Below are 22881 nucleotides of genomic sequence, written 5' to 3' on the forward strand. Positions count from 1 at the left end.
GGCCTGCTGGCCGGCTGGATCCTGTTCGCCATGTTCCTGACCGGCACGGCCAGCTACTTCCGCCCCGAGATCACCCAATGGATGCAGCCGGAACTGCGCTCGGCCTCTGTGCTTGCCGAGCAGGCCGCCCAGGCGGCGATCGCCCACATGCAGGCGACCACACCCGACGACCAGCAGTGGTTCATCTACCTGCCCGACGACCGCACGGCCGTGACCCGGGTGTTCGCCCGCGCCAAGCCCAATCCCGAAAAGCCGCCGGCCCGCCGCCCCGAACTGAAGCTGGACCCGGCCACCGGCCAGGCGCTGGAGGCGCGCGACACGCGCGGCGGCGAGCACTTCTATCGCTTCCACTTCCAGCTCCAGCTGCCGCATCCCTGGGGACGCTGGCTGGCCGGGATCTGCGCGATGTTCATGCTGACGGCGATCATCTCGGGCGTGATCACCCACAAGCGCATCTTCGTGGACTTCTTCACCCTGCGCTGGCGCAAGGGCCAGCGCAGCTGGCTGGATGCGCACAACGCCTCTGCGGTGCTGGCCCTGCCGTTCCACGCCATGATCACCTACACCGGCCTGATCACGCTGGTGGCGATGTACATGCCCTGGCCGGTGAAGGCCAATTTCGACAAGCCCGACGCCTTCACGGCCGCCGCCTATGGCGCGCCGGCCGAGGCCAAGGCTTCGGGAACGCCGGCGCCGCTGCTGCCGGTCGGTCCGATGATCCAGGCGGCCGGACGGGCCTGGAGCGGCGACGCTCCCCGCACCGTGGTCATCCGCAATCCGGGCGACGCGGCTTCAACCGTCACCCTGCTGCGCGCCACCGAGGGCCGGCTGAATGCGCGGCCGGACTCGATCACCTTCTCCGGCGCCACGGGTCAGGAGCTGTCACGTTCGCCATCGCCCGGCCCGGCGATCGCCACGGCCGGCGTCATGCTGGGCCTGCACCTGGGCCATTTCGCCGGCCCCGCCCTGCGCTGGGTGTATTTCGTGCTCGGACTGACCGGCGCGGCCATGGTCGGGACGGGCCTCGTCCTCTGGGTGGTCAAGCGCCGCAAGCCGAACGCCGCCCCGTTCTTCGGGCTAAGGCTGGTGGAACGGCTGAACATCGGCGCCATCGCCTGCCTGCCCAGCGGCATGGCCGCCTATCTGCTGGCCAATCGCCTGATCCCCGCAGATCTGCCCGGCCGCGCGGAACTGGAGGTCAAGGCGATGTTCTGGACTTGGTTCGGCCTGGCCGTGGTCTCGCTGCTGCGTCCAGCCCGCCGCGCCTGGATCGAGACCCTGAGCCTGGCGACGCTGGCTTTCGCCGCCCTGCCGGTGGTCAACGCCGTGACCACCGATCGCGGACTGGTCGCCAGCCTGCGCACCGGCGACTGGCTGTTCGCCGGCTTCGATCTGGCCATGCTGGCCATCGCCGCGCTGTGCGGGCTGGCCTCCTTCAAGGCCTCGCGCAAACCGCAGCCACCCAAGCGTAAGGCGTCCATCCGCGCGCCCGCGACGGCCGGTCCTGCGCCAGCGCCGGTCAAGGAGGGCGTCGATGCCCTTTGAAAGCGGCCTGATCAGCTTCGCGGCGTTCACCTGCATGGCCCTAGCCATGAAGAAGCATGGAAGCAGTCTGGCCTGGAAGTCCCTGCCCTCGCAGCGCGTGCTGCGGATCCTGGGTTGGGTGCTGCTAGCGTTGGCGGCCACGACCGCCGTGGCTCGGTTGGGCGCGCCGCTCGGCGTCACCACCTGGGTCGGCCAGATGTGCGTGGCCGCGTCGCTGCTGGTGCTTCTGCTGTCGTGGTGGCCAAGGCTGGCGGCGATCCTAGCCGGCAGCGCCTTTGTCGTCGCCGTCTTCTTGGCGCTCCTTTGATCGGGAAGACCTAGCTTCGTGCTAAGAATGCAACGCCATGAAAACACGCCCGGCTGATCATGATTCCAGAGGGGCGTAGTAACTGGTCTACGCTGCGCCATAAGAAGAACTTAGCTCACCTCCAAGAACTGGACGCTCAAACACTGCGCCAACGCCGCCGGCATGGCTTTTCCACCCTTGACCGGCGCCTCATCGGCGCGGTCTGGATCACGGATAAGAATGCAACCGCAGCGTCGCGTGAGCTATTCGCCTCCGGTCGCGGTCGTCACGCTTTCGATCGCGGTCACCGTCGGCGCACTGGGGAAGATATGTCAGCGGCATAGACTGAAGGGCCGCCTTTGCGCCGCCGTTCTGCTGGCGGCCTCAACGATAAGGATGCCGACGCGGGGTGAAGGTCCACGCCCCGTTGGCCACGGGCTCGACGGGGCAGCATTGACCACTATGAAGGCCAGGGCTGAGCGGTCGCCAAGCGCACTTCCCAGATGATCGCGCTCGGCGTGGATGTCGCTAGCGCCGTGTCGAAATGGAGCCTGGCCTCACTAATCTGAGGGAATGAGTCTGAGGGAATGGCTGCTTTGGACAGAGTCCTTGAAAAGGCGCTGTCGCAGAACCGTTATGATTGCTCGGTATCAGCGCCGCCGTGCCGCCCGAACCCAAATCCAACGTCGAGCGCCTCGTCCATGACGAGGAGCCCCTGCTACGGGCCTATCTGCGCCGGCGCCTGCGGGGCGCGGACGACGTGGACGACTATGTCCAGGAGGTCTACGCCCGCGTCCTGGCCACCCCGCCGGCCGAGCCGGTGCGATCCTGGCAAGGCATGCTTCGCCGCATCGCCTCCAACCTGATCATCGATGGCGCGCGCAACGCCCGCCGGCAGGGGAGCAAGGCTCAGGTCAGCCTGGACGACGGCTGGGACCTTGGCGACGACCGTCCGTCGGCCGAGGATTCGGTGATCGCCCGCGAACGGCTGTCGAGCGTCATCGCCACCCTGCAGCAGGCCTCGCCGGTCGCGCGGAGCGTCTTCCTGCTGGTCCGCGTGGACGGCCTGACCCACAAGGAGGCCGCCGAGCGGCTGGGCCTTGAGCCTAAGGTCGCCTCGCGCCACGTCGAGCGCGTGCTGCTCTTGATTTCGCGCCGGCTCGCGGAGAGCTTCCAGCCGTGACCGCCGCCCCCGCCGACACCCTGACCTCCACTGAAGAACGCATCCTCGAGGAGGCGACGCGCTGGTTCGTTCGCACCCGGTCAGAAGCCCTGTCGGACACCGAGCGCGCGGAACTGCTGGCCTGGCTGCAAGTCGCCCCCCAACACGCAGCCGCGATGGACCTGGTCTCCCGATCCTGGACGGCGTCGGAAAAGGCCGGGCGCTCCGAAGCCCTGGGGCCGGCCCTGCTGCGGGCGCGGCGGCTGCGCGACAGCCGGGCCGCCCGCCCGCGAGCGCGGTTCAGGGCCTGGGCGCGCGCGACGGCGCTCGCCGGTGCGTCCCTGGCGACGCTCGCAGTCACGGCCGTGGTCATGACCACCAGCCGGCAAACCTACGTCACCCCGCGCGGCGAACAGCTGAACGCCGTGCTGCCGGACGGCACCCGCGTACGGCTAGACGCGGCGACCCGCCTGGAGGTGCGCTACGGCCCCCTCGCCCGTGAAGTAAGGCTGGTGAGCGGCGAAGCGGCGTTCGACGTCGGCCACGACCACTGGAGCGCGCGCGCCTGGCGGCCGTTCCGGGTGAGCGCGGGGCCGATGGAGGTCTGGGACCAAGGCACGCGCTTCACCATCCGCCGGCGAGACGACGACCTTCGCGTGGTGCTGGTGCAGGGCGGCGTCGAGCTTCGCGATCCCGCCGCCGGCGCCGTACGCGCCCGCCTGCGCCCCGGCCAGGCCGCCGCGGTCACGCCCGACGCCCGGGTGACCGTGTCGCAGGTCGACCTGGCCTCCGCCCTCGCCTGGCAGCGCGGCGAGCTGGTGCTGAAGGGAACCTCGCTGGCCTCGGCCCTGGCCGAGTTCAGCGCCAGGACCCAGACTAGCTTCGACGTCGATCCCGCGATCGGCGGCAGGACGGTCAGCGGCGTCTACCGCGTCAACGACCCCGTCGGCTTCCTCAACGCCGTCGCCCTGCTTCACCCGATCAGCTGGCGCGAGACCGGCCCCGGGCGCTTCGAGATCCGGGCGCTCGACGCTCACCGCCCCTGATCCCGCCCTCGCCTTTCGTGAAATTTTCGCGACAGCGCGGATAACAGCGTTCGCCGTCGTCAACCCCTGCGACCGCCGGAGCGCTCTCGCCTCCGCACTTCGCTTTCGGGGACGACAAGATGAATTCACGCAACATCAAGGGCGCGCTTCTTCTATCGAGCTGCGCCTGGCTGGCCGCCGCCAACCCGGCGGCCGCCCAGGCGACGCAGATCCGCGCGACCGGCTTCAGCATCCCGTCGCAGGACCTGGGCGCGGCGCTGACCAGGCTGGCCCATCTGTCCGGCCGCAACATCCTGTTCACGCCGGAGCTGGTGCAGGGCGCGCGTTCCTCGGCGGTGCAGAACGCCGCCAGTTTCGACGCGGCGATCCACGGCATGCTCGCGGGCACGGGCCTGGTCGGGGTGAGATCGGGCGGCACGGTGGTGATCCAGCGCCAGCCGCGCGCCATCCTGCAGAAGACCGCCCTCGCCTCGCCCGCAGCCGCCGAACCGTCGGAGCCGGCGCCGCTCGCGGAGGCCAGCCCGGAAACCAGCCAGGTCGAGACCATCGTGGTCACCGCCCAGAAGCGCGAGCAGAGCGCCATGGACGTGCCGATCGCCTTGACGGCCTATTCCGGCGCCACGCTCGACAAGCTGGGCATCCAGGAATTCGAGGAGTTGGGCCAGTTCGTGCCGGGCTTCGACGTGCAGAACCAGTCGCCGAACAATCCGGGCTTCGTCATCCGCGGCATCACCTCGGGCGCCGGCGAGGCGACGTTCGAGCCGCGGGTCTCGGTCTACCAGGACGGGGTGTCGATCTCGAAGTCGCGCGGCGCCTATGTCGAGCTGTTCGACCTGGAGCGGGTCGAGGTGGCCAAGGGGCCGCAGTCCACCCTGTACGGCCGCGGCGCGCTCATCGGGGCGGTCAACGTCATCCAGGCCAAGGCCAGGCCCGCTTTCGACGCTAGCGCCAAGATGGAGGTCGGGACCTACAACTATGGCCTCGTCGAAGGGATGATCAACGCGCCGCTCACCGACACTCTTGCCGTTCGCCTCTCCGGGCGCGTCAAAGTCCGCGACGGCTATGTGAAGAACCTGCTGGGCGGCGAAGACTTCAACTCCACCGACACCGCCGCCGCGCGCCTGGCCTTGGCCTGGACGCCTGGTGACCGCTTCAAGTTCGACGTGCTCTACAGCTACGAGCAGGACCACCCGTCGGGCACTTCGTTCAAGTCGCTGACCTATGCGCCTACCGACCCGACGACCGGTGCGGTGATCGGCGGTCTCGGGCGCAATTCGGGCGCGGCCCTGTCGACCATCCCGGGCTTCGAGAACGACCAGAAGCTGGGCGTGGCCCGTCGCCTGTGGAGCCTGACGGGGCTGGCCAGCTACAGGCTGAGCGACAGCCTGACCTTGAGCTCGACCTCGGCCTATCGCTACTTCACCGCCGAGGAGGTGCTGGATCCGGACGGCTTCTCGCTGCCGATGCTGGTTTCGGCCGAGGACGCCCAAGGCAAGTCGGCCAGCCAGGAACTGCGCTTCAACTACGACGGCGGCGGCAAGATCACCGCCTTCGCCGGCGGCAGCTTCTTCTGGGAGGACGGCTCGCAGCGCGGAGTGCTGGGGGTCAACGAGAAGATCGCCTATCTCTTCCTGACCGGCAGGCTGACCGCCCCCAACGCCCTGTCGATGACCACGATCAACGCGCTGTCGTCGCTGGCTGCCCTGCCCTCCAGCCGCACCGAGGAATACACTGACTCCGGCAAGACCAGGTCGTACGACCTCTATGGCGACGTCACCTGGCGCGTCACCGACCGGCTCGAGCTGGCCGGGGGCCTGCGCTACACCTACGACGACAAGACCAGCGGCTACGGGGCCCGGATCAGCAGCGGCTCGGTGATCGGCGGCAGCACAGCCGGCGTCGCGCGGGGCCTCTACTTCCAGCCGACCAAGGGCGGCGTGGCGCAGTACGCCAGCTTCAACGATTCCGGTGCCACCTATCGCGCCGTGGCGCGCTACGCCACCACCGATACGGTCAACCTCTACGCCTCGGTTTCGACCGGACGGCGGCCCAAGGTGCTCAGCGGCTCCAACGGCACGCCGGGCGCGGCGGCGACCTTCTCCGAGGTCCCGGCCGAGACCGTCACCTCGTACGAAGCCGGGGCCAAGGGCGCGTTCCTCGACCGTCGCCTGACCCTGGAAGGCGCGCTCTATCACTACGACTACGAGAACTTCCAGACGAGCGTGCGCAACAGTTCAGGCCAGATCCTGTCGGCCAACGCCGGCCAAGCCAAGGCCACCGGCTTCGAGGCGCAGTCGACGCTGCAGGCGACCCCGGACGTTAGCGTCTTCGCCACCTACGCCTACAGTCACGCCCGGTTCGGCAACGGCCTGTTCGAGGGCAACCGTTTCCGGCTCTCGCCCGACCACTCCGTGTCGTTCGGCGCCAGCCTGGCCCGCGACCTGGGATTCGGCCGGGTCACCTTCGTGCCGACTTACATTTGGCAGTCGAAGGAATTCTTCGACAACAACAACGACATACCCGCGCTGCAGAACACGGTCGGGGTCGTCAAGGACACCGTCCAGGACGAGTTCCAGAAGGCCTACGGCCTGCTGAACCTGCGCCTGACCTACCAGGCCAAAGACAGCCCCGTGACCCTGGGTGCCTTCGTCACCAACGCCCTGGGCCAGGACTACATCAAAGACGCCGGCAACACCGGCGACTCCCTGGGCATCGCGACCTTCATCGCCGGCGAACCGCGGTTCATGGGCGTGTCGATCTCCATCAAGCACTAAGCCAGATCAGGACCCAGTTATGCTTATCAACCGTCGCAAGGCCTTCACCCTGCTAGGGGCCGGCGCCGCCGGTCCCGCCATGGCCGCGCGAAAGGACAACCAGGCCGAGGCCAAAGCGGCCTTCCTGCACGGCGCCGCCTCGGGCGATCCCCTCGCCGACCGGGTGATCCTATGGACCCGCGTCACCCCCGCCTCGGCCGGAGCCGCCCGCGTGCCGGTGCGCTGGCAGGTGGCGACCGACGAGACCTTCGCCAAGGTCGTCAGCCAGGGCCAGGCCAGCGCCGGCCCCGACCGCGACTGGACGGTGAAGGTCGAGGCGACGGGCCTGACGCCGAACACAGACTACGTCTACCGCTTCGAGGTGCTGAAGGGCGGCAAGCCGGCCGGCCCGGTCGTCGTCGGGCGCACCCGCACCCTGCCGACCAGTTCGGTGCGCGACGTGGTGCTGGCGGTGACCTCGTGCTCGCTTTACCCTAACGGCTACTTCAACGCCTATGATGCCATCGCCAGGCTGCCGCGGGTCGACGCGGTGCTGCACCTGGGCGACTACATCTACGAATACGGCGCCGCGCCGCACAGCTACGGCATGGACGCGCCCACGGCGGTGGAACGCGCGCCGGATCCGGCCCACGATCTGGTCAGCCTAGCCGACTACCGCCGCCGTCACGCCCAGTACAAGACCGACCTAGCCCTGCAGGCGGCTCACGCCCGCGCGCCCTGGATCGTCGTCTGGGACGACCACGAGGTGGCCAACGACAGCTGGCGCGAGGGCGCCCAGAACCATCGTCCCGCCGAGGAAGGCGACTGGGCGGCGCGCAAGGCCGCCGCGCTGAAGGCCTATTACGAGTGGATGCCGATCCGCGAACCGGCGACCGGCGGCATGCTGGAGCAGGACTGGCGGGCGTTCCAGTTCGGCGACGTCGCCACCCTGTTCATGACCGAGACCCGGCTGACGGCCCGCACCGAACAGCTGGACTACCGCCACGACCTCCTGGGCGCCAACGGCAAGCCCGACATCGCGGGCTTCAAGACCAAGTGGAGCGATCCGGCCCGACGGATGATGGGCGAGGACCAGGAGCGCTGGCTGGCCAAGGCCGTGGCCACCTCGACGGCCGCCGGCACGGCCTGGCAGGTGCTGGGCAACCAGGTGGTGATGGCCCGCGTCGCCGGTCCCGACCTGAAGGGGGTCATGGGCGCAGCTGCCTTCGGCCAGATGCTGGCGCACCTGCCCGAGGCGCTGCGCGGGCCGGTAATGGAGGCCACGGCTTTGTCGCCGCTTGGCTTGCCCTACAACCTCGATTCCTGGGACGGTTATCCGGCCGACCGCGAGCGGGTCTACGCTATCTTCAAGGCGGCTAAGGCCCATCCCATCGTGCTGGCGGGCGACAGCCACATGTTCTGGGCCAACGAGCTGCGCGACGCCTCGGGCGCCTTGGTGGCCGCCGAGTTCGGGACGACCGGGATCACTTCGCCCGGCTATGGCGACTATCTGAAGGGCGCGCCCCTCAGCGAGGCCTTCGTCGCCCGCAACAAGGAGGTGCGGTTCCACGACGCCGCGGCCAAGGGCTACGTGCTGCTGACCCTAGAAAAGGACCGCGCGGTCGGTGAGTTGATGGCGGTTTCGACCATCGCCTCGACCGACTATTCGGTCCGGATGCTGAAGCGCTTTGTGGTCACACCGGGCGCCGATGGCGGGGTTCGCCCCCTGTCGGAGGACTAGATCAGATCGGCATCAACGGTCCGAGGGCGTGATGGCCCGCTTTGGGGCTCCGTGTGTTTTGCGGAGCCCCACGTCATCGGCCTGCTCCCCGGTCGCAACCGCACGAAAGTCGCCGTAGCATCGGGGCCCCATGACAATGCCCCAAGACCAATGCGACAGGTTCGTAGCCAGCGGCGTGGTCTAGCTAGCGACGAGGCAGCGCCAATTGCTGCCGTTGGCGTAGCTCCAAGAAGTCGACGTTCGACTGACGACCGGCGCAGGCGGCTATGGCGAGGTCGAGGTGTCCGTCTCCAAGGTGCCGTTCCGATCCTGACATCGCGGATCACGCCCCTCGCCTATCGATACCCCGTTAACGGCACCTTCGCGCTTAGCCCTGCACGAAAATTCGAACTGGAAGGACCGTGAACAGGTATCGCGTCGTAAGTCTTAATCAAGGGTTCGGCGTCGAAGGCCAAACGCTGCGTCCGTAACCTTCCCATCGCCCTCTTCCCCGGCGAGGCCCCGCCACCCCTCCAGCACTGATAGATGTGTGCGCGATCCATAGAGCGCGAAGATGTCTCCGCCCACCTCTAGAATCGCGGGGCTTGGCGCGACACGCACCCAGCGATCGACGAGATCGAGAAGTGGCCCCGGTCCACCGTCTTGCTTGACGATGTCCTTGGCGACGAAATTCACGATCCGACGATGATGAGGGCGCTCCAGCACCCCATCAAGACTCTCCATGCGCTTAGCGTCGTCATCGTGGACGGCATGCTGATAGCCGACCAGGCGCGGGTCCAGAACCTTCCGCCGCCACTCGATCCACCCCATTTCGCAGCAATGCTCGGCCAGCTGGCTGAGGTCCCAATGCTCGATATGGTCTAGGTACGGCTCAAGGGATTGTAGGCGGCGAAACTCCGTTAGCTTGCCCTGTCCCTCCACCTTTATGCCGAAATGGCTGGAGATGTGGCTGAACAATGCCGTGGGGTCCTGCGCGGCTTCTATCGTCGCGGCCGCTAAAGCCTTGGTGGCTGGCGTCGCGATATACAGCGCGAGCTGGACATAGCGAGCGATCGAACCGAGATGATCCCAGTGCTCGACAAGGATCGGTTCAACGGTGCGGTCGTCGATACTCATCATCGCGTCGGCGAGCATATGGCCGGCGTAGGAAACCTCCTCGCCATCTTTATTGATCCGACGCGCGCGCCAATTGTGAAGATAGTCCCACAGGACGGGCGTCAGATCGTCCTGCCACCGCTCGCGGCAGTGCTGCCAGTACCAGGAAGCGGAATCTTTTTCGTAGAGCCTGACGGCGAGGTGTTGCGCCACCGTGCGGTCGCGCCAGCGCAGCCTGGCGGCGATAGCTAAATCACCAAGTGGACCGGCGGGGTCCAAGCTTTGGACACGCGGCAGATCCGATCTACGGGCAGCCTTCGTCCAAATGCGCAACGCGGCGCGACGAACGTCCTCATCTTCCTCATCATCGGACCAGAGATCCGCCAAGCGCTGAAGACTGGGTAGACTCATCCTGGACCCGCCGCGAGAGCGGCGCTCGCTCCAGCCATCGCCGGCCATGGAGACGAACGGCCAGAACCCGTTCGTCTCCCGCATGCGCTTAAGGGCGGCTGCGATGGAGCGTGTCACGAACTCCTGGGCGTCAGGATCGTCCCATAGCTCAATGTAGTAGGCCACGGGCCCGGCGATCTCTGGCCCAGCGCCCCGAGCGCGCATGAGGATCTGCTGCAGGGCCGCCCTGTCGCCGCGCCGGCACAGGGCGAACCTCAGGCTATCCGCCCCAGCCTCTTGGCGCTCGGATCGCGATTTGCCGTCGCCATTCTCCCCACTTAGCGCCAGCCAAGCGTCCACGACCTCGCCGAAGAGTTCAGGAGCGCATCGCCCTGCCGCCCACATCATCTCACCGATCACCTGAGGGGTGCGCGGCCTACGCGTCCAACTCGCGCGCAGAGCAGGCTCAAGGCGAGCGTCGCCAAGGCGCCCGGCCAATTGCAGCGCCGCCGTCAAGCGGCCCGCCGACGTGGTCGGATCCTCGATCAGCCGCTCGACATACCCGAAGGCTTCTTCTCCAAAACGAGCGCGCAGATGGTTGAACTGCTCGTCGGACCGCAGGCTTGTCATGCTCGCGGTGATACTGGCGGCGACACGCAGCGCAGCGCGTAAGTCGCCGTTCAGCAGCTGGGCCTCGATCCCCCAAACGGTCAGTTCGGCGAACCCGTCCAGAATCTCAAGCGCGCCCTCGACCGGAGCCTCCGCAAGCGCCCACTGGGCCGCCCAACGCAACCGGCGTGCGGCCGCCCCCTTGGCTTGGGGCTGGCCAAGCCACGCCATGATTTCTGAGCATATCGCGCAGCGCAGTTCATCGTCGGCGACACCCGCGCGCAAGGCCATAAAAAGGGCCAACGGATTTAGCCTGACCAGGGGCTCAATGATCGCCGCCCCGGCCTGTTGGCGCGCCAACAGGCCGCCGACTAATTCAGCGTAGAAAGGCTCGCTGAGGATGTCGTTCAGCGCGCCTCCAGCGGAAGCGGCCTTTGCGCCCTCGCCCGCGACCATTCCGACCAGGGCCTGGATAAGGATTTCGTCGCGAACTCGGTCGTGGCGAAACACGATCCGCTCCTCCCGACCGTCTTCAGCCCGGCGCGCCAAACGCCCGTCCTTCAGTATCAAGCCAAGATCACCGACATGCGTGGGCAGCCATTGGCGCACGTCACGCCAGGTCGGCTCCATCCGCCGGCGCAACAACATCTCGCGGGCCAGGGCGTCCAGACCATCGGAAAGATCGGAGATCGCGACGCCGCTGGCTTGGGCGATGCGCCTGAGTTGATCGGCGACGAACCCGCCAAGTCCGGCCGCCACGAAGTCCCGGTAGTCATTGAGCCCTAGAAGCAACGGGTCGCGACCGACCCGGTCAACGACCAAGCCGAGCTCATGGTCGGTCAGCACTACGCCTTGGGCGCTGGCATGCCCCGCCGCCATGGACTTGGCCTCGGCTCGATTGACGAGCGGCAGATCAAGGCGGTGAGTGTCGAGGAACTTTCTGGGCCCCTCCTCAAGCCCGAACACCAACTGGGGCCAGATCGGACAGAGCAGAGCCAGCCGGTTGCCCAATCCCCTGGCCTGCTGGATCCAGGCAACGATCTTCCTCAAGGCCTCCAACGGCTGAACCGATCGATTGATGTCTTCGATCAGCACGAGGGTCGTGAACCCGAATTCCCGGCCCATGAGGTCGGCCGCCGAACCTTCCGCCAGGCTGGGCTGAAGCCGGCCCAGCGCCAGGGCGAGCCCTTCCTGCAAGGTCTCGGTCCGATCCACGTCGGCATGGGAAAGGTGCAGGCAGGCGCCGCCCGCCGCCACGTGCCGGCGCCAGACATCACGGCAGATCGTCGACTTGCCGCTCCCCGAGGGCGCGACGAGGAGGAGGCCGCCATCGGCTTCGCCAAGACCGGCGCACAGATCGGCGTCGAAGGCGCGCGCCGCCAAGCTTGCCGGCTCATCGAACCCCATCAGTTCGTTGGGGATCCTGCCGGACAGGCTTCGAAGGAGCGAAGGCGAAAGTCGCGTTTGCGCCGCGCCGAAGAACCGAAAGCGGACCCACTGGCCTTCCGGATCCTGATCCAGAAATTCAGCCAGCCGTGATTGAGCCCAGAGGTCCAATTCATAGCCGGCGTCCAGACAGGCAGCGTTCAGCTTGGCCAGGAGCCGTGCGCCAGGTTCACGGGTTGTGGTGATAGCCAGGCGGTCGAACGGAGCCTGGGCGGATCGCGGGCCACGTTCCCGGGCGGCCTTGGCGATGTCGCCGTCCTCCGGATCGAGCCACTTGGAGGACAGATCCTTCAGAGCCGACGTGGTGTGAGCCACATGCACCACCGGACGCGCGCCCGTGATCGCGATGCTGTCGACCGGCGCTGCGACCGTGCGTCCCGCGTCGTTGACGCCAGGCTGGACGAGCGCGCGATAGGCCGGATCGGCCAAACGCAGCACCGCGCTCGCCAGGTTTTCGAACTCACCTGGATCTTTCAAGGCGGCGATGCGAGCGCGCGTGTCCGACACGCTGGCATCCTAAGGGATTCGGTCGAGGCATCGCCACTGCTCGACCGTTGTGGACGCGACCCGTCCATTACGGGCTCACCACCCAGACCGCCAGGGGATTTCCGAGAGCCGGTCCAAGAGCGCCACCCGGGCGTCGTCGTAGAACGTGGCGCCCAGCTGAGACATCGGCTGCGGCGCCTTGACGATCACCAGGCCGCAGACCCTGGGCGTCTTGGAGGTCCCAAAGCGCTGGCCGAGAAGCTGTGCATTCTCGCGCAAAAAGCTCACCCGACGCAGATGCCTCAGCAGCGAGTCCGGCCGCCCTTTGGCGTCGGTTTGCCCTCGGTAGCTGGACAGGCGGCGAGCCACCTCTCCCAACGTTCGGCAAAGCTTGAGATCCTTAGCTTCGATCACCCAAAACAGATTGTCCTCACGGCTGAACGCCAGCACATCGACATCGCCCAGACGGTCGAACTCCGGGGTCTGCTGCTTTTGCAGACACCAGCCCATGCCCATGCCGGACCAGGTCTGCAGGCCGTGGCGGGCGACGGCGTGGGCGACCGCGTCGTTGAAGTCCACACCGGTCCTTGCGCCCATCCGGCTGGAGAACTGCTGCATCGCTCGGCTCGACCAGAACCGGTTTTGCAGATCACCTCCCATGGCGCCGCCAACGTTGTGAACCAAGGCCCGTTCGATCACGCCCGGCGCCAGGACCAGCAAGGGGTCGTCATCGGACGACAGCGCCACGATGGGGCGACCGATGAGCGACTGTGGCCGATCGAATTTGGAGACATCGTAGTCACCGGCGGCCGCGCCGGGTGGAAGGTCCGACCAGCCGTTTCGCGCCGGCAAGGTCAGCCGATCGATCAGCGGTTCCAGCTTTGCTCCTACCAGGCCCTCGTCTTGGCCAAGCGCTTCAAGGAGGGCGCTTCGCGAACGAATGACGACATCGGTCCCCTCCTCAAGCGTGAGTTGGACGACCCCCATGGCGAACTCTCGCAGCACCGAATGAGGGACGCCATACTCCGCTTCGAGGGCTGCACTGAGCGCCTCGCCATCAGTATCGGCCGCGCCTTGGTGCGCCGGGGACCGCTCGTAGTTCTTGTCGGCCTCCATCCGATCGACGGCATGAAGCGCGACAACCGTCGCCCTCAGCGTCGCGTCGGAAAAACGATGATCCGATTGCAGGTCGCCAGACGGGCTGATCCTAAGCCGCGGGTCCTGATGCTCAGACAACAGAGCCGGCAGCATGTCGGCGCTATAGAACAGCGCCGCCGCCTTAGCCTGCAGTTCCTCCATGTCCAGGAAACCGACAGGAGCGCCGTCCAACGCCGCGGCGTCGGCTTGGGCGAATTCGGCTATGATGGCGCTGCAGCGGATCACAGTATTGATCTGCTTACGTTGCTCCAGGCTGTATCGGAGGTCCTCCTCCACGCCGTGGATGGCGCGCATGGCCCGCGCCGTGGTTTCCCAGATGCGCATCTCCATCAGGGCCGCCTGCTGCGCCTGAAGCGCGGCACTGACGAGGCTGCCGCGATCGAACCGGCCGACCATCGCCCGAAGATCGGCGATCTCCTGCGTGAGGCAGGCGCGCACCAGAGAAACACAATCCTCCACGCCCGTGATCTCGCGCGGAGCCTCACGCGACCTGACCCGCCATACCGCGCCGTACTTTTCGACTGACATCGCCGTCAGCGACATCCGCATCAGCGGCTGAACGACGCCCGCGGCGCCGAGGGCGTCGATCACGCGCTCCACCGTGTTGGCATGCCCATGGCGGACGGATGGCGGTGCGAGGTCGCAAACCAGCGCCAAGGCGGCCGCGCGCGAGAGGTCCAGTCCCGCGCCAAGGCTTGCCGCCTGCATCAGGCCAGCGGCCAAGGCGACCTCGGACCGGTTCTCGGCTCTAAGGGCGCCAAGATGCCAATCGTGACCCAGGTGCAGACGCACCACGCCGTTCTCTTCTGGCCAAACGCGCACGGCGGCGTCGATTTGCTGGTCCGAAGCCGGTTCTACGGCGTTGGGCTGCGGGTCCAGGGATAGGACGATGTCGATCACCGAAAAGACCGAACCTGACCGCCGAGCCCAGGCCTGCAGCACCGGCCTCCACCAGTGCAGCGTGGTGTTCCAGGTCTGATAGGTGGTCTCGCGATCAGCGTCACCGATGGCCTCGACCCAGGCGATCCCCATTGGATCGACGGTCGCGCCGATCAGACGCTGGCGGCGAACCGCCACGACCGAGGCATAGATCGGTTCATGCTCGCCGGAAAAGGGCGCACGCTCCATCCGAGACATCGGGGCCCATCCGAAGCGCGGGTGTGGCAAGGCCCGGCGGTCCCACGCCACGAAGGCTTCCGCCCGGATTTTGGCCTGATCAAGAAGCCCGAACTGGATGTTGGTCGGGGCTTGGAGTTGGGGACCTTTGGGCAGGAGATCATAGTCGTTCGCCCGCCAATAGGCGTGCAGGTTCAGCAGGGCGCCGGGGTGGTGCAGTTCGTAGCCGTCAGCGGAGAGCCGGCGTCGCAGCAATTCCAGCCGGAGAAGATCGTGAGGCTTTCCCGCCTCCCCTAGCGCCAGCATGCACGCATCGCCAGCTTCCACCAGGACCACCGGCCAGTCGGGAAATCGGTCGATCAGGTCAAGCGGGAGGCTGCGCGCAGCGCCCCAACTTCCAGCCACCCAAAGTGTGAAGCCCTGGCGAAAACCTGGTCTGTCTCGAGCCGCTGCCCGCGCCCCAGCGACCGAGCGCGCGAAGGCGGCCTGGCCGCCGTGCGAAACGGACTCTTGGCTCCCAAACCCTCGCGTCGGCCACCCCTCGAAATCGTCCACGGTCTGCAACACGTGGCAGACACGCCCAGGGGACATTTCGGTGAGATAATCAAAGGCCGGTTGGCCCGCATGGTCGACGACACGAAGCTCGCCGTCCTGGAGGAAGCCGCATTCGGTGAGCCGATCGTGCTGCAGCGACAGCATGCTCTTGAGCATCTGCGGCTGAAGCTGCCGTGCCATCACCGCCTCGATCAGGTGCGACCTGACGGCCGTCGAGATCGCGCCGGGGGAGAGAACGAGCCAGTCGCCCCCGGTGCGCCAGAGCGGCCTGACCTCCAGCGGCGACAGGCCAACTGACGCCGTCGCCAAGCGATCTCGATCCTCCTGCGTGAAGCGAAACGGCTCCAGGTCCTCCGTATCGATACCCAGGCTTGCAAGTTCGGCGGCGGTGAAGACCACGCGACGCGCCAACTTCTGAAGTGTCGCGTCCGTCGGCAGACGGATAGGTTCGGCGGGCGTATCTGGCCCTAGGGTCCAGTCCTCTTCTTGGGCGCGCGCGACGAGCGCGTCGCTAAGGGACAGCAGCGTCAAGCACCGACGGAAGGCTCCGACCAAGGAGGGTTGATTGAGCGCTTCGACACTGGAGACAATCAAATCCGTGAATGCGGCGGACTGATCGTAACCGCCTGCCACGAAGCGGAACTCACCACTTCGCGTGACCACCTTGCCGATGAACGGCTGCTCCAGAGGGTCTTCTTGGACGTCGAGCCCTAGCTGAGCGAAATCCTGGTTGAGGAGCCGATCCAAGGCGGATCGATGGGCGCTCCGGCTCCCCTTGGCAAAGGCCGCGAGCATTCGTATCGCCCAGTCCAGGCGAACTTGATGGGCATGAAACAGGCGGTCGGTCGCCAAGCCCGCGACGCGCGCCGCGCTCGCGGCGAAGTCCCGATTTTTCAGGCGGCTCCCTAGCCTTGGAAGCTTGGCCAGCGCTTCTCTTGGCGTCGCCGGGGCGCTGCGCGCGGCCCAGAACGCTTCCATGTCGATGGTTGGTCGCCCCCGTCGCACCCAGCCCCCCATTCCCCTCGTTCGCTCCACGACAAGTTGAGCCGAGTCGCGCCCATCCTGACAGTCGCCCCATCCCAAGCGAACTTGGCCCTAAGAGTCCGTCGATAGAGATGGGTTCGATGTCTGATCACGACACATTTCTTCACGCCGCGCAGGCAGCCGGCCTAGCCGGTCGGATGGCCGAGCTCTCGTGCGAGATTGATCAGGCAATCGCCAACTATCCGGCCGACGCCGATACGCGATACCTGCGACGTCTCATCGATCATCAGCGCCGGCTGGCCAATCCCGACCTAGACCTGGTGGTGGCGGTGACAGCCGACCTCTGCCAGCGCGATCCGGCGACGCGCACGAAAAATCGAGCCTTTGGCCCAACGCCTTAGCGAGCGCTACGCCGTCCTGCGACGCCTGGGCTGACAATATCCGCTATTTCAAGCCCGCCGGTTGAGCAGCATCCACGTCCGGCGCCCTTCCAGGCCAGGGGTCGATAGCGATCGAAGCCACAATTCCGAGGCCCGAGAGCGCCTATCCACAAGCAAATTCGTCTAGGGAATAGATCTTGAAAATAGGGACTTAGAATTTCCCAGGCGCCACAAACGGGTCGTCGGCCCGCTATGGCCCCGTTGTGTAGACTCCGCTTTCACAACAAGAGCCCCTTGACCGCATCAGCCGATTTGGCGCCCATACCCGAAGGGATTTCCGCAATTTATTTTGCTGAGGAATCCGTCATGACCTGCCTTCGAAAATCCAACGCCTCGACCGCACCGGCTCCGTCGGTGCGCGACCGCATCACTGTCAGCATCCTTGGCCTCATCAAGATCGAGGGAACGGGCACGGGCGTGGCCTGGGCCACCCGCCTTGGAATGACCGCGCTCGTCCTGGCGGCGCTGAAAATGCTGTTGGCCCTTGTCCATTGAACGTCGGTCAACAGCCTGGCTAGGGTGGCGACATGGACACGAAGACGATCGTTGGTTTGGTTCTGGGCTCATCGGTCATCGGCGGTGTGATCAGCGGCCTGATCGCGCAAGGCGCGCCTTGGTGGCGCGAAAAGATCGCCAGCGACAAGGCTGCGGCTTTCTCGGCGTTGCGCCTGGCGCTGTTGCTCGAAGAGTTCGCGGGCGACTGCTCGCAGGTCTATGGCGATCACGACACCCATCGCGCATCGAAAGGCGGCGCCGGCGAGATGGCGACGGGTCTGCCAAGGCTGATGGAGTATCCAGACGACATCGCCTGGCAGGCGCTCGAGACGAAGCTGGCCACCAAGGTCCTACACTTTCGCGTTGCCAGGGCCAATGCCGGGGCAATGATCTCAGCCGACGCGGAATTCGCCGACGCATGGGACCATTCGGCGCTGATCGCCCAGACGACTCTCGAGCTTGGACTTCAAGCCTTGGGTGTCGCGCACGGGCTGCGAGCGACCCTGAAGCTGGCGCCTGCGCAGACTTCCCCCTACGGCTCGGCGGAAGATTATCTGACAAGGTCGCTGGCCATGGTCGCCGAGCGCAAAGCCAAGCTCGCCGCGGAGAGCGACGACGAGCTCTAGGCGCCGGCGGACACGCTCACGAGCGCCCGGGCGCGCAGCGGGCTGCTCCTCCCGCGCCCGAAGTCCTGCAATCCGAACGCCGGCGCGCCTTCAACCTCAGCCCCCCGAATCGCAACCACCGCGCTAATCTGGCGGGCCTTGAAGAGGATCAAGGGCCGCATGGCCAAGGCCACCAACAAACACCAGGCGCAGAAGCGTGAGCGCACCGACGCTCAGTTGCTCAACGACGCCATAGGCGGGCGCATCGCGATCCGCGGCTTCCTCTATCAGTTGCTCTCGTCGTTCGAGGTCGGCCTGCAGGCCGTGGTCGGGCAGCTTCAGCAGCACGACGGCAAAGTCACCTCGGTCCAGATGATCCTCGAGCCGCTCGACGGCGGCGACAATCAAACCCAAGAAGGCTTGGTTCGAACGGTCGAGCAATTGAAGATCCGCACGACGGGCAAGGCCTGGACGACCAGCGACCTGGCCGCCGACGTCCTGCCCGACCTGATGCGGGCGGTCGGCAGCCAAGCCGAAGGCGTGGAGACCCGCTTCCAGTTCACGACCAACGAAGCGGTCAACGGCGCGCCGCTGCTGGCGCTGGGCAAGGTGGTGGCCGACCTTGGACAGTTCGACGCCTTGCCAGACAGTCTCGACGACACCGACAAGGCCTTTATCTATGGGGGCCTGCTGACCGCCCGGGCGTTCTTCCAACGGCTGGTCGAGCGCTCCGGAGCAACCTCGCCCGCCAGCCTGGGCCGGGTCCTGGCCGCCCTTTCGATCCGTGACAGGGTCACAGAGGAGCAGCTGATCGCACGGATCGACGGCATTCTCGCGGCGGTGCTCGACTATCAAGAGGGCGCCGAGGCCAAGCGGCACGAACTGATTAGCCGGATGGCCAATGAGGCCGTCGCGGGTAAACCGTTCGATGTGCAGGCGTTCCTGGCGACGGCGAACGTCCACCTCAGCCGCCTGCGCCACGTCAGCCGACTGGTCCCGAGCCTGGTAGGCCAGCTCCAGCGCCATGGCGCTACGCTCGGATACGACGCCCAAATCGATGTGCGCCCGCCACCATGCCTCGACCCGGCCAAGACCTTGACGGTGCTCACCGGCGAAAGCGGCTTTGGCAAGAGCTGGTCTATGGGCGCCCTGGCCCAGCGCGAACTTGAGGCGGGTCGACTGGCGGTGATCGCCAGCCACATCGCCAGCGTCGAACAGGTCCATCGCCTGATCGCCGAGCGGGTCTGGCTGACCTCCTTCGAGCAGCGCCTGCCCCTGCCCGCCTTGGCGCGTCGGCTGGGCCCGGCGTTCGGTGACGCGCGAGGCGACTGGCTTACGCTGTTCATCGACGACGTCCAAGATTACACGCTGGCCGGCCAATTGATGGCGGAGGACTGGGCCGGGAGCGCGGTTCGCCTTGTGATGTCGGTCCCCGCCGAGATCGCGGGAAGCCTCGTTCGCGCCCGCCCGGACGCGGCGCTGCTGACCCTGCGAAGGTTCAGCGGAGGGGACCTGGACACGCTGCTGTCGCGCAACAGGCTTCGCGGGCCAGAGCTGCCGGCGGACGTTTTCGAACTCCTGCGCACGCCGATCTTCGCCAAGCTCTATCTCGAACTGAAGGCGCGCGACTGGCTGCCGGCCAACGAGTACGCCCTGGTCGATCGGTTCTGGCGCGACAAGACCACGGCCGGCGCCATGGTCCACCACGAGGACGACCTAGTGGATTTGCGCGCCTTGGCCTTGTCCCTGCTGGAGCCTCAGGCGCTCTATCCGTGGCCGGCGGCGATGGCCAGGAACCACGGCGTCACCGATACGGTCCGTCAGCGGCTGACCAGCTGCGGGGTCATGCAGAGGGCGGCCGACGGCAGCCATATGATCCACGACCGGATCCTCAACTGGCTGGTCGCCGAAGCGCTGGTCGAGCGCCGCCGCCTGGGCGGGCCGACCGCCGACATCATTGCCGCGCTCAACTGGTTTCTGGGCCAAGGCGATGATCCGCTCGCCTTCGTCATGCGCCGCCGCCTGGGCTACGTGCTGATGGACGTGCTGTGGATGCTGGCCCAAGACCAGGCACCCGCGGTGATGGCCGATGTTATCGAGGCGGTACTGCCGGCCTGGCGAAGCCAGACCGAGACAAGTCGGTTCCTGGAAGAGCTTGGCGGCTTGGGCCTGGGTGCCCTGCCGGCCCTCGAACAGCTCGTCGAGCGCGCCGGCCAACAGAACCTGCAAGCTTGGCGCAAGATCAGTCTGGGCCGCGCGATCGGCGAGGCGGCCAGGATCGACCCAGCCCTCGCCGCGCCAACGATCAGCCGGCTGCTCGCCAAGCCCGTGACCGAGCGCGCTGGCCTGGAAGCCTGCGCACGCACCCCTGCGGCGTCCCTGCTCGACGACCTCTGGGCTATCCACATGCGCCACGAAACCGACTTTCAAGCCGCGCTCAAGATTGGGTGGGGCGATCCCCGGACTCGTCGGCTGTCGAACCTGACGGGCGTCACCTTCGCCGCATTCACCCGGGGGGCGAGGGAGCGGCCCGACTGGCTCGCTGCGCAGTTGGCGCGCCCGCAAGGCAATCATGCCCTGGAGCAGCTGCTTTACGCCCTGTTGAAGCTGGACCGGGAACAAGGCGCGCCGATCTGGCGCGCGACCAAGACGGCCGTCCTGAACGCCATTCGACCCGGCACTCACGCGGTCGCCCAAGCCATCGGGCGCTTCCAGGATCGCGATGAGCTCGACCGCCTGGAACGCCGCACGGCCGACGCCGACGGCCTGGAGCCGGTGCTGCGCTTGGTCAGCTTGCTGCAGCTGGCGCCGGAGCGGGGCATCCTCCAGTTCAAAGCCCTGCTGGACGAGGATTTGGGCGGCGCGTCCGGGATCTGGCTGCGGCGTCTCTACCGCGCCTCGCCTCAGGCGGCGACCGCGGCCCTGTTGGAGAAATACGACAAGGCCGACTGGGAAGCGCTTCGGGGCCTGGCCCTGGCGTTCCGAGACGAACCAGACCTTGTCGACGGAGCGGTCTTCGACGCGATCCTGACAGGCCTGACGCAGCGCCTGGCCGACGTCGATCAGGACGACGCCTGGAAACCCTGTGGCGAGAACCACCTCATCCGCTTCCTGACCCGGGCGGCGAAGCGCGACCAGTTGCAAACGCTCGCCGATCAGGCAGGACGGCCCCTGGAGCGCCTGATGGTCTCGCGGATCCGCCGCCAGCCGGAGCGGCAAAGCCTGTCGCGAGGCGTCGATGAAGGTCTCTACCCCCGTCTGCTGCTAGCGATCGGTGGAACGGGACTGGAGACCATCGCCCTGCGTGCCCTTGCAGGCTCAACGCCTTTTCAACGCATCGACGGCTATCGTCTGGCGTTGCGGCTGCCCCCCTCCGTGGCTCTGGCCAGCGCCCTGGCCAACCGCGTGTCGGCGCTCGATCGTACGTCTCAAGAGGCTCCGGATCTGGCCGTGGCCCTGGCGGCCCATCGGCTCGACGACGCGCTCCTCGCCCTGGCCCACGACACGCAAAGCTGGTTCCGCGGGGCGGCGACCGTGCGGGCCGCCGCTGGCCCCCTGCCCGAGCCTGTGATGACGCGACTGGCCACGGCCCTTTCAAGCCCCGACGAGAACCTCAGGCTGGGGGCGATCGCCGGCCTGGCCAACGGCCCCGGGACGCAGATCGGGGGCCTGCTCGTCCAGGCGCTCGCCCGAACCGCTCAAGACAGCCAGGAGGCGGAGTTCATCCTGGGGATCCTGAGCGAACATGACGTCTATGAGCCTGACGCGCTGATCACCCTGACGCCGTTCAGCGCGCCTGGCCGCCTCCAGGCGATGACGGTGTGCTTGCTGGCCCGCTGCGGCGACGCGGCCGCCAAGGACGTCGCCGCCGACGCCCTGGCCAGCCTCGCGTCCAGCCAACCGCACCTGGCGCTCGAGGCGGCCCTGGATCTTGTGGATCATCCCGGCGCGGGCGACAGGGTCGTCGCGGTCCTCGCCCAGGCGCGCCAGGGTCTGCTTAACCGAGCCGACGCCGTCCGCGCCCTTGGCGGCTTGCTGCGTCTGGGCCGGGTGTCGGTTTCCGAGGCCACCGAGACGATTCAACAGCACCGCCTGCACGACGAGGTCATCGCCGAGGTCTTGACGGCGGTGGCGCTGAGCCAGCCTGAAGAGGCGATCGTGATCGCCGAGCGACGGTTCGCCGAGCAGCCCACCTGGCCCACCATCCGCTTCCTCGTTCTGGTCGGCGGCGAGCGGGGAATGCGCAGCCTCCTGGAGAGCGCCCAGCGAGAGGTGCGCGCCTCTGTGTTGGGCATGATTGGCCGGGGCCTGCGGAGGTGCGCTGATCGCGACGCGCTCCTGGCTCACGTGGCGGGGATGGCGCAGGCCAGCGATGCGACCGCCCGCGCGGCGGCCGCATCGCTCGGCGGCTGGCAGCCGGATGCGACCTACGAGCCCTTACTGGCCGAACTCGCCGACGAGCCGGACGAGGTGGTGTCCAAGGCGGCCCTGAAGGCGCTTGAGCGCCACGCCCATGAGGGGGCCGGCAGGGGCCTGCTGACGGACATCCTCGACGATGCGCCCATGTCGCAATGGACGCGTTTGCTGTCGCTGATCGATCTGGTCGATCCAGGCCTTCTTAGCGAGACCGGCGGCGCGCTCGACCTCAACCCGGTTCTCGACGCCTTGCCCGCCGTTTTTCGGACGGTTCTGGAGCCGATCATCGAGGCGCGCGGCAAAGAGTTGGAGACATCGGAAGGCCGCGAAGACGCGCGCGCGACCGCCCCCTACTGAGCCGTTAGCTGCCCCGCCAGGGTCAAGGGATAGGGATCGATGACAGTTGATGAAAGATCGCCAGACTGCGGGTCGCCTGACCCCGGCGGGGTGCCACTTAGGGGCTGTCGCTGGTAGGGCGGCTGCGAGGCCCAACCCGTCAAAGCCGCCCTACCTCACCGCTCTAGCCGCGCTGGCCACCAGCGAGCAGACCTTC

At 67.1% G+C, this 22881-nt stretch carries 12 protein-coding genes; 10 read left to right on the forward strand and 2 right to left on the reverse strand.

All coding sequences use genetic code 11. The features are described from left to right. The 6 genes from AC07NG_RS20420 to AC07NG_RS20445 form a co-directional block, all read left to right on the forward strand. Window positions 1-1545, forward strand: a 1545-nt coding sequence (locus tag AC07NG_RS20420) for a PepSY-associated TM helix domain-containing protein (RefSeq protein WP_494596001.1), incomplete at its 5' end; no start/stop codon positions are given. Next, the gene (locus AC07NG_RS20425; RefSeq protein WP_494596003.1) at window positions 1535-1852 is read left to right on the forward strand and encodes a DUF3325 family protein; all 318 of its coding nucleotides are present in this window, start codon (window positions 1535-1537) and stop codon (window positions 1850-1852) included. The genes AC07NG_RS20420 and AC07NG_RS20425, both read left to right, overlap by 11 nt. Before the next feature lie 619 nt (window positions 1853-2471). Continuing rightward, window positions 2472-3014, forward strand: a complete 543-nt coding sequence (locus tag AC07NG_RS20430; RefSeq protein ID WP_494596005.1) for an RNA polymerase sigma factor — start codon at window positions 2472-2474, stop codon at window positions 3012-3014. Next, window positions 3011-4039, forward strand: a complete 1029-nt coding sequence (locus tag AC07NG_RS20435; RefSeq protein ID WP_494596007.1) for a FecR family protein — start codon at window positions 3011-3013, stop codon at window positions 4037-4039. The genes AC07NG_RS20430 and AC07NG_RS20435 overlap by 4 nt, the downstream gene beginning before the upstream one ends. Before the next feature lie 119 nt (window positions 4040-4158). Continuing rightward, window positions 4159-6813: a TonB-dependent receptor gene (locus AC07NG_RS20440; protein ID WP_494596009.1), complete on the forward strand. Its 2655-nt coding sequence runs from the start codon at window positions 4159-4161 to the stop codon at window positions 6811-6813. Between the two features lie 19 nt (window positions 6814-6832). Then, window positions 6833-8533, forward strand: coding sequence for an alkaline phosphatase D family protein (locus AC07NG_RS20445; protein ID WP_494596011.1), 1701 nt, complete (start codon window positions 6833-6835; stop codon window positions 8531-8533). Between the two features lie 426 nt (window positions 8534-8959). On the opposite strand, the gene AC07NG_RS20450 is transcribed toward AC07NG_RS20445, so the two are convergent. Then, entirely contained in the window at window positions 8960-12580 is a 3621-nt protein-coding gene (locus AC07NG_RS20450; RefSeq protein WP_494596012.1) for a hypothetical protein, read from the reverse strand. A gap of 75 nt (window positions 12581-12655) precedes the next feature. Continuing rightward, window positions 12656-16366, reverse strand: coding sequence for an anti-phage protein Upx-like protein (locus AC07NG_RS20455; RefSeq protein WP_494596013.1), 3711 nt, complete (start codon window positions 16364-16366; stop codon window positions 12656-12658). A 146-nt stretch (window positions 16367-16512) separates the two neighbouring features. Between AC07NG_RS20455 and AC07NG_RS20460 the strand changes: the two genes are divergently transcribed. The 4 genes from AC07NG_RS20460 to AC07NG_RS20475 all read left to right on the forward strand — a co-directional run bounded on the left by AC07NG_RS20460 (window position 16513) and on the right by AC07NG_RS20475 (window position 22685). Then, window positions 16513-16773 carry a hypothetical protein gene (locus AC07NG_RS20460; RefSeq protein ID WP_494596014.1) on the forward strand — a complete coding sequence of 87 codons (261 nt, stop codon included), beginning with the start codon at window positions 16513-16515 and terminating at the stop codon, window positions 16771-16773. Window positions 16774-17046: 273 nt separating this feature from the next. Next, window positions 17047-17307, forward strand: a complete 261-nt coding sequence (locus tag AC07NG_RS20465) for a hypothetical protein (RefSeq protein WP_494596015.1) — start codon at window positions 17047-17049, stop codon at window positions 17305-17307. A gap of 32 nt (window positions 17308-17339) precedes the next feature. Beyond that, a complete protein-coding gene (locus AC07NG_RS20470) occupies window positions 17340-17933 on the forward strand; it encodes a hypothetical protein (protein ID WP_494596016.1) in 594 nt (197 codons plus the stop codon). 159 nt (window positions 17934-18092) lie between these two features. Next, complete coding sequence (locus AC07NG_RS20475; RefSeq protein ID WP_494596018.1) at window positions 18093-22685, forward strand: hypothetical protein; 4593 nt, start codon at window positions 18093-18095, stop codon at window positions 22683-22685. Window positions 22686-22881: the final 196 nt, after the last annotated feature.

Source organism: Caulobacter sp. GW821-FHT10C03, from assembly GCF_059415485.1.

Coding starts and splice junctions, on each gene's coding strand:
- AC07NG_RS20470 (WP_494596016.1), top strand. CDS start 17,340: ATGGACACGAAGACGATCGTTGGTTTGGTTCTGGGCTCATCGGTCATC.
- AC07NG_RS20475 (WP_494596018.1), top strand. CDS start 18,093: ATGGCCAAGGCCACCAACAAACACCAGGCGCAGAAGCGTGAGCGCACC.
- AC07NG_RS20440 (WP_494596009.1), top strand. CDS start 4,159: ATGAATTCACGCAACATCAAGGGCGCGCTTCTTCTATCGAGCTGCGCC.
- AC07NG_RS20425 (WP_494596003.1), top strand. CDS start 1,535: ATGCCCTTTGAAAGCGGCCTGATCAGCTTCGCGGCGTTCACCTGCATG.
- AC07NG_RS20460 (WP_494596014.1), top strand. CDS start 16,513: ATGTCTGATCACGACACATTTCTTCACGCCGCGCAGGCAGCCGGCCTA.
- AC07NG_RS20455 (WP_494596013.1), bottom strand. CDS start 16,366: ATGGAAGCGTTCTGGGCCGCGCGCAGCGCCCCGGCGACGCCAAGAGAA.
- AC07NG_RS20445 (WP_494596011.1), top strand. CDS start 6,833: ATGCTTATCAACCGTCGCAAGGCCTTCACCCTGCTAGGGGCCGGCGCC.